The organism is Marinoscillum sp. (assembly GCF_965229915.1).
GTDB lineage: Bacteria > Bacteroidota > Bacteroidia > Cytophagales > Cyclobacteriaceae > Marinoscillum.
This window is the reverse complement of record NZ_CBDDJZ010000001.1, coordinates 2827660-2840341: the sequence shown is the minus strand read 5'-3', so window position 1 is coordinate 2840341 and position 12682 is coordinate 2827660. Positions and strand designations below refer to the sequence as shown.

Sequence of the window (12682 nt, the reverse complement as noted above, 5' to 3'; positions counted from 1 at the left end):
ATATACCGATTGGATCAGAACCCGAACCCATCGTCATCATCTTCTTGAATGGTCTCGAACTCTTCGTCTTCTAAACTAATATCATCTGGAGAGACCAGATCATATGGTTCGGTGATGCCGAAATAGGTCTCACGGAAGTTGTTGATAAAGGTGAGGGTTTCCGATTCATCACCAAGCACTAATACCAGCTCATCAGGTTTGGCCTTGCCATAATTAGACGCACCTGCAACCGCATCGTTAAAGGCACTGTTGGAAGAATACATCAACAGGGTGTTGCTAGCATAGCTGATGAAGTACCAGGTACCGGGTGCTGGTGTGATGAATAGATTCAGAACATCATTATTCGATTTATCCTTTTTGATTTCTATAAAGCCATCAAGTTTAGCGTTGATGTCTGTTTCATAAATATTAGACAAAGCCAGTTTGGTCGTATTGTACCAGGAGGCATTGGCCTGCGACCATTTCATCTTCACTCCAGAAACTACCAATGACTTCACCAGGTTTTCGGAGACTGTATAGAGTGGCTTGTAGTCTTTGAGACTTGCCGTTTCATAACCTCTGGCCTGCTTATCAGAACTGAGGTTGGCCAGTTTGTAAAGAAGAGGCAGAGAAATGTCGTTGGCCAGAGGAGGCCCAAGCCGCTCCACAATATCTGTCAGGTCAGCAGCCATCAGTTTCATAAAACTATCTGAGTTTTTGAAATTGATGCCAAGAAAAGCATCAATGTCATAGGTGTTTTCAGCAGTATTTCCAGTGCCTAAGACTGAAGCGGTGACTGTGACCTCCTGAGCATAAGGGTTAAAGAAACTCACCGGCCCCTCAAAGATGATGTTCTTAGTGCTGTCATTATAGATCATGGAGTGACCATCATAGCTTTCACCAAATGTCTTGGATGGTTTCTCGATTCTATAGCTCAATGAGGCAGTATCGTATTCCAGTACTCCACTGGCTTTAAAAAATGTCTCATCCGACTCGTTTTTCTTTTTGTCCACAAAACTGGTGTAAACACTGCCACGAAGATCAAAAAACAACCCGGCATTGGCAGGCTCTTCATCATCAAACAGAGCATTGTCAAAGTTTATGCTTACTTCCGGATTATTATCCTTGCGGTCATAGAGTACCCAGCGGTCATAGCTTGGATCATTGAGTGTTAACTTTACTGCCCCGTTCAATTCCAGGGCTTCTTTGTAGGCAAACATTTTCACTTCGCCCTTGTAGTAGAACCCTGGTGCAATTTTCAGATTTTGCTTAGCCAATACTTCTCCACCAGAAACGGTCATTCTCTTTGGCTTTTCATCCACAAATACATCCTCCAGCACGAACCGATCAAATTTAATGGCGAAGGTGTCCTCTCCGGTTATCAGCTGGTAAAGCGCCGTACCGATAAATGCATTTCTCGAGAGGATTTTGATTTCGCCATTGTACAGATAGTGGTATTCGTTGAGCGTATCTATTATGACTTCTGCGTTGTTGAATGATTGCAATTCGGAATTCTCCAGAATGGTCGTTTGATTATCCTCCGGAATTATCTTGGCGTCCGCCACGATGATGTAAGGAATCCCCGTAATGTTCAGCTCTTTGGTGTTGAGGTCATAAGTCGCTTGCTCCGCATTAAACGCAAGTGAATCGAGCTCTTTTCTTGTGGTATAAAAATAGGAATTCTCAATCGGCACGTTCCTGGGCTTGGTCATAGTAACTACCGAGTCTTCCAGATCCCAAACAGCCCGTGTGATGGAAGTCTTCATCTGGGCATATGGAAATGAGATTGCAGCTACTCCTTGCTTTTCAGGTTGGATTACTGCGGTGTTATCATTTAGATCAAAATTCAAACTGATGTCATCTCCTGCCATTGCGGGTTTTTGTGGGTTATCAGTCAAAACTTCAAAGTCTGCATGGCGGGCACTGTAGGAGAACTGCTTAAACGTGAGCTCATCAGACACTGATCGGGATCCTCTAGTGAGCATGGTTCCTATTCCATAAACACCCCTGGAGGTAATGTTCACTGCGCCATCCAGAGTTGCGGTGGCGTTGTAAAACTTAAAGGGTGATCTGAGGTTTCTCAGGTTCATGCTATCGATACGCGGTTCCCAGTGCATTCGATAGGGTCCAAGTACCGCTTCAGGATAACTGGCCCCATTTACTTCGCCAGGCTTGATTACTCCGCCTTTTCCATAGGAAGCAACTGAGTCTGGATAGTACACAAAATCTTCTGAATAAATGGTGGACGTAATGAAGTCGATTTTACCTCCTCCACGTATCCCCTGGTTGCTGAGTCTGATTTTTTCATAGGTGCGAGCCTCAGTGCCATACAGATTGTATCCAGTAGGTGGGATCTGGTGAGTGAAGCCCAACGATTGATCTGGTTGCAGTTTCAGTGTTTCATAGAAAGTTGGGAATATACCTCCGGAGTTGAACGTACCATCAAATGAGATAGCCGACTCGCTTTCCAGACTATCAGTGTCAAATGGTGGGATAATAAACTTCACTGATTTGTCATAAGCTCCATTCAACACCTCAGGACCATCAAAATAGACCACCGCCTCTGACTCAGAAACAAAGTCTGGATACTGTGGAGAATCTTGAACACCGGACTTATTATCCGGGTAATCCAGGTAAAGAGTGCCGGAGGTACCATTGAGGTGATTGGACAATGAACTCTTGGGGTCCGCCCCTTCTGCTAAAAGTGAATCTGGGGTGTTGATTTGGATCCTGATCGAATCAATGGTGGGCATGTTTACTAAAAAGGCGTCATAGTCAAAGAGGTGATCTTGCCCTCTATATTGAAATTCTCCTGCATTGACCATCCCATTAAAGCGAATATTTCTCCTGCCCTGGAGATATACAATACCGCTATCTGGTTCGGCATACACTTTAAAGTCTGAGGTAAAGAAAAATCGGTCAACACCATTAATCTGCATTTCAGAAGAATCCAACAACCAGATCATGTTAGGTCTGTCTGGTGTAAGTGAAGGAATCATTAAGTTATCAAAATCCACCTCATTGGAAGATGCATCATGGTAGAGGTAGGCTTTATCATTCAATGTGACAAGACCGGTTTCATGATTGTATTTGGCAAAGCCATATCGCTCCAGGGCTCGCATCGCTCCTTTGACCTGATTGATATCGGTCTTGAAATAGTCCGCTATCTCCTGATCTACAAACTCCCTGGTTCCAAACTTATTGGCATAATATACACTGGTGATGACAGGGTGAAAGGAAAACCCAACGCCTATTTTACTGAACCGTGCCTGGTTAAAGTAGTCCTTGGACTCCACAGTAGCGGCAATTAATTCCTTTCCGTTCATGATGTTGAATTCAATTTCACCATCATCCAGTCTCCATTTTATGGCTTGTGCATTAATGTTTACATCAAAGTAGGTACTGAAAAAAGGAGTGACATTGTATTCTTTGGTACGAATGGCTACCACTTCATTTTTTTCAGGGTTGTAATATAGCTCCACCGACGGGTGGTAGGTAGAGTCATTTCGGTTGTGAATGACCACCGCCGCATTGGAGGCATAGATGCTGCTGTCTCCGTGAAACTCAAAACGTTCTGCTTTAAAAACGGCCTTATTTCCCTTCCCATCCAGGAAAGTAAGCCGACCAGGTTGCTGTGAAACTGCTGCACCAAACAGTTCATTTCCACGCATCTCGATTCCACCCCGATATTTTATTTTATTCCCTGGCATTTTGAGATCCACATCTGCATTGTTAGACCTGAATATGGGATAGTTGCTCAGCTCTCCAGATGGTCTCCGCACACTTTTAAACTCAAAATAGCCCTCCACACTTCCAGAAAATAATGAAGGGAGCTTAATGGTGGCATATGGAGTCCAAAAACCGTAGTGATCTGCCAGAATGTAGAATTGCTTTAGGTTAACCACTGCACCAGCAAAGTTTTTATTTTGTGCTGGCCAGTTGATCACGGCATTCTCGCCGGCATAAACACGTCTCTTCATCAAAAAGGATCCGTCAGTCTCTTTGATATTAAAGGAATCATAGTTTGTGATGATCTGCATGCTATTGTTTTCCATCTGAATGACCGGACCTTCCAGAACTGGGTGTCTGTATCGGGCTCGAAGATTGGAAACGTAATCCTGCGCAACAGCAGAAACAAACTGACGCTGTTCGGTTTGTGGTTCTTGTTTGATGACCTCTCCCGACTGATCAAAATCCCAGGACTTATCATCCTGTACCCAATTGTCCTGATAGGTATCATTGGAGTTCCCCCAATCATCGCCCCAGCCGTCATCGCTTCCCCAGTCGTCACCCCAGCCGTCTTCACTACCCCAATCATCATTGCTTTCTTCCTCCACAATCTCGGGCTCAGGTTCTGGCTCAGGGATGGATTCAATATACGATTCCACAGGGTCTTCTTCTACCGGGACATAGTCATCCAGAAGTTTGAATTGATAGGATCCATTGTCAGTAGCTATGGTGAGGTTTTTCGTTAATGTAAGGTAACGACGAGCCATATAGATATTCATGCTCAACAAATAGTTGGTATAGTCTTCTCCTTCGAGTGTCTGTACCATTTGCTCATTGATGTTGAGCACTTCAGTGACTTGATCACTGGTCAGGTGTGCCTGTGCATCGGCAAAGGCCAGATAGCTAAAGTAATATCGGAAATGAGGGTTGAATGAATATCCCTTGCGTTGCATTTTTAATGCAATCTTGTGTATCAGGTCTTGCTGAGCAGAGGTAAATTTTCCAGTCCAGGCATTATTAAAATCATAGGCCACTTTTCTGGCAGATTCTGTACCATAGGAATTCAGTTTGGACATCACCTGACCAAAAAATTCTTGTTTGTCCTCAGAAAAGGATCGTTGGGCACTTAGACTCCAGCCCAGTGCCAACAGGAATATGGTCAACACACAAATTCGCTTCATCATATAAATGTAGCTAAATGCTTCTTATTTACCGTTTTGTGAATGCGAGCATCGCCCAGCGATTTCTTTCGGACTGGTCCATATACTGCAGCCCCAACTGCTCTGCAGCATCTCTCAAGTCTGGGATATCCTCCTCATAAAATCCACTGAGTATCAATACGCCATCTGCGGCTAAACGTTGATAATAATCGCCCATTTGCTCTAACAAAACGTTTTTATTGATATTCGCCAGCATGATATCAAACTGCTCCGAATCGGGAATTACTTCTATTCTTCCCAGCTTCAGCTTGATCTTCTCACAATTATTCAACGTAAAATTCTCCGCGCTATTTTCTATACACCAGTCGTCAATATCAACTGCTGCTATCTCTTTGGCGCCTCGCTTATGCGCCATGATGGCCAGAGCTCCCGTACCACAGCCCACATCAATCACTTTTTTTCCCTGGTGATCCAGCTTGAGCTGGTAATTGAGCACCTGCCAGGTGGTGGCATGGTGTCCCGTTCCAAAGGACATTTTAGGAGTGATGATGATTTCGTATGGAAACTCTGGTTTAGGCTCATGAAAGGTGGCCCTGACAATGCATTGATCACCGACGACAACTGGGTCGTAGTTTTTTTCCCATTCCAAGTTCCAGTTGACGCGCTCAACTTCGTCCAGCTGATAGTCTACCTGGTAGCGGTCAAGCACTGATTTCACATCCTCAGGATCATACGCCTCCTTCTCACAGGAAGCTAACAAACCGATTTCCGTTTCTTCGAATGCATCAAAAGGAAAAAGAGAGAGCTCTGCAAGCAGTAACTCTCTCTTTTCTTCATCACAGGTGATGTTGAGTGTAATAAAACTCATTAAAATGCCTTGATAATGTCAACAAAGTCTCTGCTCTTTAAACTTGCTCCACCTACAAGTCCTCCATCGACATCAGGTTGAGCAAAAAGCTCCAGAGCATTGCCTGGCTTTACACTTCCTCCATAAAGGATAGAAATGCTATCGGCAGTCTCCTGATCGTACTTTTCAGCAATCAATCCACGGATGTATGCATGCATTTCTTGTGCCTGGTCAGAGGAGGCTGTCACACCTGTACCAATTGCCCAAACAGGTTCATAAGCGATGACCACTTTCAATAGCTCTTCTTTCGAAAGCCCAAAAAGCCCTTTCTCTATTTGCTCTTTATTTACAGCAAAATGTTGCTCGGCTTCTCTGGACTCAAGTTTCTCACCACAACAAAAGATTGGTAACAACCCTCCGTCCAATACTGCCTTGGTTTTAGCAGCTAGCAATGCGTCATCTTCTCCGAAAATCTCTCTTCGCTCACTATGCCCAACTACCACATACGTCACTCCTGCAGATTTTAGCATCTCTACGGAAATCTCGCCTGTAAAAGCGCCGCTTGCTTCATTGCTACAGTTTTGAGCTCCTACATAGATATTTTTAGCAGATCCGGTCAGCTGTTTTACACTGGTTAGGTGCACAAAAGGCGGGATCAAGATGACCTCTGCATCGTTACTTACTTCATCTGCAGTCATATTGATTACCTCTGAAGCCAGCTTCTTACCAGCATCCAGGTCCAAATTCATTTTCCAGTTTCCAGCCGCAATGTTCTTTCTCATTCTAAATTGTGTTTGTTTCTAAATTCGTTTTCAATCCTTGGGTTAATGATTGCTTGCGAATTAGACTTTCTCTTTTAAATACTTTGCAGTATGATTTTCGGCTAATTTAACCATATCCTCTGGCAATCCCGCAAAACACAGCTTTCCGCCATTATCCCCGCCTTCAGGTCCAAGGTCAATGATCCAATCAGCATTTTTCACAATCTCCATGTTGTGCTCAATGATCAGTACTGAATTCCCTTGATTAACCAGCGCATTCATGGCGTCCAAGAGTTTCTTTATATCGTGAAAATGTAGCCCAGTAGTTGGCTCATCAAAGATGAACATCACATGGTCTTGTTTGGCTTTGCCTCCTTTGCCCAGGAATGAGGCCAGTTTCACACGTTGTGCTTCTCCGCCAGAAAGTGAGTTGGACGATTGGCCCAGCTTGATGTATCCTAGCCCCACGTCATAAAGTGGTTTGATCTTATTAACAATTGCTGGAATCCCCTCAAAGAAATCAATGGCTTCCTCCACAGTCAGATCAAGCACATCGGCAATATCCTTGTCCTTGTATTTGACTTCCAGAATTTCCTTTTTGAATCGACGGCCTTTGCAGCTTTCACACTCCAGGTGCAAATCCGCCATGAACTGCATTTCTACAGTCACAGTCCCTTCCCCTTCACATACTTCGCAGCGTCCGCCATCAACGTTGAAAGAAAAATGCGCTGGTTTGAATCCATTGTTTTTGGATAGCGGCTGTTCGCTAAACAACTGCCGAACGCCATCGTAAGCTTTCACATACGTCACAGGATTGGAGCGCGAACTTTTACCAATTGGGTTCTGATCTACAAATTCGATTTGGGTGATCTTCTTATAATCACCTGAAACTTTCTCGTGCTTGCCAGTAGCCTCTCCTGTGATGCCAAGCATCTTGCCAATGGCCGGATACAGAATCTTTTTCACTAAAGTGGACTTGCCAGATCCACTCACACCCGTAATAACCGACATGACCCCAAGGGGAATTTCCACGTTGATGTTTTTCAGGTTGTTTTCTCTTGCTCCTTCGATGGCGAACGACTGGTTCCACTTTCTTCTGCGAGTGGGTAGCTCAATCGATTCCAAACCTTTCAGGTATTTGGCGGTAAAGGATTTAGACTCTCCGTTCAGTTGATTTACTTTTCCCTGATACACCAACTCTCCGCCGTGCACACCGGCTGCTGGTCCTATATCAATGATTTCATCAGCTGCCTCCATCACCTTTTCCTCGTGCTCCACCACGATGACCGAGTTCCCCAGGTCTCTCAGATGAAGCAATACTTCAATCAATCGATCGGTATCACGCGGGTGGAGGCCAATGCTAGGTTCGTCCAAAATGTACATGGACCCAACTAAAGCACTTCCGAGTGATGTAGCGAGCTTGATTCGCTGAAACTCTCCACCAGAGAGGGTGTTGGTAAGTCGGTTTAAGGTCAAATATCCTAACCCAACCTTGTCTAGGTAGGAAAGTCGGTTGGTAATTTCGTTTAATATCCTTTTGGCAATTTTTTGCTGGTGCTCAGAAAGCTTAATGGTCTCAAAAAACTCACTCAGTTTGCTCACCGGCATCAGTACCAAATCAGAAATCGATTTGCCATCGATCTTCACATAGCTCGCATCTTTTCGCAATCTCGTTCCGCGACAATCGGGACATACTGTTCTTCCCCGGTAGCGGGAAAGCATCACCCGATACTGGATTTTATGGGTTTTGGATTCCAGATGCTTAAAGAAAGCATCCAGTCCATCAAAGTATTCATTGCCAGTCCACAGTAAGTTGTATTCCGCTTCCGTCAATTCATTGACCGGACGGTGAATTGGGAAGTCAAACCGAATACCATTTTTAAGCAAGGGTTGTAACCACTGCTGCATGGTTTCGCTTCTCCACGGAGCAATCGCCCCTTCATAGACGGACATGTTCGGGTCGGGAATGACCATTTCTGGGTCTATTCCAAGAATTCTCCCAAAGCCTTCACATCTACGACAAGCGCCATAAGGGTTATTGAAAGAGAAAAAATTGACCGATGGCTCTTCAAAACGAATACCATCTAATTCAAAAATATCCGAGAACTCCCGAATTTCTTTCTTGACCATATTGACTTTACAGCGACCTTCTCCTTCAAAAAAAGCCGTCTGCACCGAATCTGATAGCCGAAATTGGTTCTCTTCGTCATTTTTAACTACGGAGCGATCAATCAATATTTCAAACTGGTGCTTCTTGGTGATCTTTTGCTCAAGCAAATCTTCGATGAACCCCATTTCATCATCTATCAGCACACGGGTGTAGCCTTTGCTCATCAAGATCTTCAACTCATCCTCCACCGTACGTCCTTTCTTGATGTGCAGCGGCGCAGAGATCATGAGTTTAGAACCTTCCTCATGCGAAAGAATGTAATCGACCACATCACTCACACTGTCTTTCTTCACCGGTTCACCACTCACCGGAGAGTAAGTGACGCCTATTCGAGCGAAAAGCAGCTTCATGTAATCATATATTTCCGTAGTAGTGCCTACCGTCGACCGGGGATTTCGAGTGGAAACCTTCTGCTCGATAGCAATTGCCGGAGCGACACCTTTGATATAATCCACTTCTGGTTTTTCCATCCGACCAAGGAACTGGCGAGCGTAGGAGCTCAAACTCTCCACATATTTTCGCTGGCCTTCGGCAAAAAGGGTATCAAATGCAAGCGACGATTTTCCGGATCCAGACAGACCGGTAATCACCACCAATTTGTCCCTTGGGATGGCTACATCGAGGTTTTTGAGGTTGTTGACTCGTGCCCCTTTGATGATGATAAAGTCTTTCGGATCGTATTGGTCTATGGTTTTCGGCATGTTCTTTGCGTCTTCAGCAACTACTACAACTCGTGTCAGCTTCCTTTGATTCAGAAAGTTGGGCAAAATTAGAAATTAGATGACGGATTTGCTTGTAAAATATTATTCATATACATTTGGTTTTACACGAGTAGAAAAAAAATTGATTTTCCAATCTAACCCTGACAATATGCAATAAACCTCTACGTTAACTAAACAGGTGATTTTTAATGCGAAAGACTAAATTGACCGACGGCCAATTGCTGTCTCAGTACAAGAACGGTAACGAAGAGGCGTTTGCAGTTTTACTCGAACGACACAAAGACAGGGTGTTTACCACGATTTATTTGATTGTAAAAGACCGCTACCAGGCAGAAGACCTGATGCAGGATGCTTTTATCAAGGCAATCAAAACCATCAAATCGGGCAAATACAACGAAGAGGGCAAGTTTTTGCCATGGATGCTACGTATTGCGCACAATTTGGCCATTGATCACTTCAGGAAAGCGAAGCGTTATCCGGAGATTGTGATGGAAGATGGGAGTAGCGTGTTTAATACGCTGGAGTTTTCTGAGGCACCTATTGAAAATGAACATATCAAGCAGGATACTCATAACCTGCTGAAGCGTTACATACAGGAGCTCCCTGAAGCTCAGAAAGAAGTACTGGTCATGCGCCATTACATGCAGATGAGTTTTCAGGAAATAGCAGATGCTACAGGAGTAAGTATTAATACCGCATTAGGCAGAATGAGATATGCTTTGATTAACTTAAGAAAGAAGTTAAATCATTCAAATATTGCCTATGACCAAAACTTTTACAGAAAATGACCTTGTAAGGTTTCTTTACGACGAATTATCCAAAAATGAAAAATCCGCACTAGAGCAGGCTCTCCTCACAGATACTGACTTGCAAACTCAACTCGACCAACTTCGAGCTGTGCAAGGGGACTTGAACAACGTGCAGTTTTCACCTTCAAAACGCAGTGTGAACAAAATCCTCGATTTCTCGAAAGGATATCACAAACAGTCTGTCTAGTTTTGTCTGTGACGAAAAATTGGCTACTTGTTAAATAATAAACCAATTTTTTCAGAATCTGAAGATTCAGATTTTCACGGACAAATCTATCAAACATGACGAAGAAAGAGCGTTACGAAGCTTTTGTATCTTATTTCTCGGAAGCCTTTCCCGAACCTCAAACAGAGCTCAACTATAGCAATCCATTCGAATTGGTGGTTGCAGTGGTTTTAAGTGCTCAGTGTACTGACGTCCGGATCAATAAAGTTACGCCCGCGCTATTCGAGGCTTTCCCTACACCGGAAGCCATGTCTCAGGCGACCTTTGATGAGATTTTTGCGCTCATTCGAAGTGTCTCTTATCCCAACAATAAGAGCAAGCACCTGATCGGACTGAGCAAAATGATCATGGAAGAATACGGTGGCGAAGTGCCCGAGAAGCATGCCGACCTGAACAAGCTGCCAGGAGTAGGACGTAAAACAGCCAACGTCGTAGTATCTGTCCTTTACAATCAGCCAGCCATGGCGGTGGACACGCATGTATTTCGTGTTTCCAAACGACTTGGCCTGGTGACACAAACAGCCAAAACACCTCTTGAGGTTGAAAAGCAGCTCATCCGTCACATTCCCAAAGAATATGTACACAAGGCACATCATTGGCTGATTCTACATGGCAGATATGTCTGCCTTGCCCGCAAGCCCAAATGCACCGAATGCAAAATCACCCACTTCTGCCGGTACTGGGACAAGCTGGAAGCTAAATAGTCAATTGTTGTTCGGCAGTTATGCTCTTGCAGCAAAATGAGATAATCCTTATCTTCCGGTATATACCTCCATTTAATGCTCTTCCTCTTCCGAAAACTCCGCCGTAAGCTGCTCTCAGGAGAATCTAAAGTACTCTCTTATCTGCTCTACGCCATTGGAGAAATCATCTTAGTGGTCATTGGGATCTTGATTGCTGTGGCCATTGACGATTGGAATACCAACAGAACCTATCGCATTAAAGAAAAAGCGGTCATCGAAAACCTGCATCATGAGTTCATGAAAAACCAGCAATCGCTGGATTCAGCTATTACTCGCCACCAGAAAATTCAGAAGTCCATTGCTAAAGTGATGAGCTTGATTGGTGAGACTGAATCCATTCTGAACCAACAAAACATAGATAGTTTATTGTATCTGACTCTGGATTACTCAGACTACATCCCGAGTGAATCGGTCATATCAGAATTGATTGCATCTGGTAAAATGGATTTGATCACATCGGACTCACTACGTATGTTGCTGTTTGACTGGGTAAGTGGGATGGGCGAAAAAGATGAAGGGTATACCACCATGGATGAAATCTCGCAGACGCAAACTTTGGCATACCTAACCAGAAATGGATCGATGAAAAACATAGACCAATACGGACTGCTAAAAGACAATGGGCAGTCAAAATTTGCCTCTCGCAACCTGCTGCTGTTTAGCCAGGTAGAATTTGAAAATCACATGGATAATCAGCTCTGGGGAGTTACCAATTTCTTACTCAAGCTGGAATACCTTCGGACTATTATTGATCAGATTCTATTGGAAACCAGCCAATCTACTAACAAATCAAGATGAAGAAGCTATTGATCACTCTCTCCCAAAAATGGCCCGAATACCTCATTGAAGGAGTGGTGATTGTGGCTAGTATCTTAGGAGCTATCGCCCTGGAAAACTGGAACGAACATCGAAAAGAACGAGCAAAGGAACAGGAATACCTCACCGAGCTTCAAGCGGATTTGATCACAGACCTGGAAGACATTACCTATAACCTGGATTTTACAATAGACAAAAAGAAGTCAAACGACAAAATCATTGAGTTCATCAACAACCGAGAAGAAATAACCGATTCCATTCAATATCACCTGGCCAATCTATTGGTTCCGGTTCACTTCTTGTCCAATACACAAGCCTTTGAAGCGATCCAAAAAGCAGGCATTGACATCATCCAAAATGACTCCCTCCGAAGAGAAATGGTGAACTTATATGATTTCTATGAAAAGCATCTACAGTATTTCGAAACCAATGATGACCATAAAACACAATATGACCTCTTAGTACCTATTTACTTGCGAAAAGTAAGGGTCCACGAACTTTGGCAAAGAGCAGAACCTATAGATCCGGAGGGCATTTACAGTGATCCGGAATTCTACAATGTGCTTACGGTTAATCGGTTTTATCGCTCCTACATGATCAGCCAATATGAATTGACAGGAAATAAGATTGAATGGTTGCTGCGTATGGTTGAATCAGAAATTTTGGATCAATGAAACGAATACTATTTGTCCTAAAAGAAGAATGGCCAGAATACCTCCC

At 43.8% G+C, this 12682-nt stretch carries 9 protein-coding genes; 5 read left to right on the top strand and 4 right to left on the bottom strand.

Annotated elements, in window-relative coordinates; all coding sequences use genetic code 11:
• Positions 1–14: 14 nt before the first annotated feature.
• The 4 genes from ACO067_RS12150 to uvrA are packed head-to-tail and all read right to left on the bottom strand — an operon-like array spanning position 15 to position 9347.
• Positions 15–4892 (bottom strand): hypothetical protein, encoded by a 4878-nt coding sequence (locus ACO067_RS12150; protein WP_421874468.1) that lies wholly within the window; start codon positions 4890–4892, stop codon positions 15–17.
• A gap of 25 nt (positions 4893–4917) precedes the next feature.
• On the bottom strand, positions 4918–5736 hold the full coding sequence (prmA, locus tag ACO067_RS12145) for a 50S ribosomal protein L11 methyltransferase (protein ID WP_421874466.1): 819 nt from the start codon (positions 5734–5736) through the stop codon (positions 4918–4920).
• Complete coding sequence (gene tpiA, locus ACO067_RS12140; RefSeq protein WP_421874463.1) at positions 5736–6497, bottom strand: triose-phosphate isomerase; 762 nt, start codon at positions 6495–6497, stop codon at positions 5736–5738. The genes prmA and tpiA overlap by 1 nt, the downstream gene beginning before the upstream one ends.
• 60 nt (positions 6498–6557) lie before the next feature.
• Positions 6558–9347 carry an excinuclease ABC subunit UvrA gene (gene uvrA / locus ACO067_RS12135; protein WP_421878300.1) on the bottom strand — a complete coding sequence of 930 codons (2790 nt, stop codon included), beginning with the start codon at positions 9345–9347 and terminating at the stop codon, positions 6558–6560.
• A gap of 209 nt (positions 9348–9556) precedes the next feature.
• Here uvrA and ACO067_RS12130 point away from each other — a divergent pair, with 209 nt between their 5' ends.
• The 5 genes from ACO067_RS12130 (at position 9557) to ACO067_RS12110 (ending at position 12636) form a co-directional block, all read left to right on the top strand.
• Positions 9557–10156, top strand: a complete 600-nt coding sequence (locus ACO067_RS12130; RefSeq protein WP_421874461.1) for an RNA polymerase sigma factor — start codon at positions 9557–9559, stop codon at positions 10154–10156.
• The gene (locus ACO067_RS12125; protein ID WP_421874459.1) at positions 10131–10364 is read left to right on the top strand and encodes an anti-sigma factor family protein; all 234 of its coding nucleotides are present in this window, start codon (positions 10131–10133) and stop codon (positions 10362–10364) included. The genes ACO067_RS12130 and ACO067_RS12125 overlap by 26 nt, the downstream gene beginning before the upstream one ends.
• A 95-nt stretch (positions 10365–10459) precedes the next feature.
• Positions 10460–11107, top strand: coding sequence for an endonuclease III (nth, locus tag ACO067_RS12120; RefSeq protein WP_421874457.1), 648 nt, complete (start codon positions 10460–10462; stop codon positions 11105–11107).
• Positions 11108–11182: 75 nt separating this feature from the next.
• Entirely contained in the window at positions 11183–11944 is a 762-nt protein-coding gene (locus ACO067_RS12115) for a DUF6090 family protein (protein ID WP_421874455.1), read from the top strand.
• Entirely contained in the window at positions 11941–12636 is a 696-nt protein-coding gene (locus tag ACO067_RS12110) for a DUF6090 family protein (RefSeq protein WP_421874453.1), read from the top strand. Before ACO067_RS12115 ends, ACO067_RS12110 begins: the two co-directional genes overlap by 4 nt.
• Positions 12637–12682: the final 46 nt, after the last annotated feature.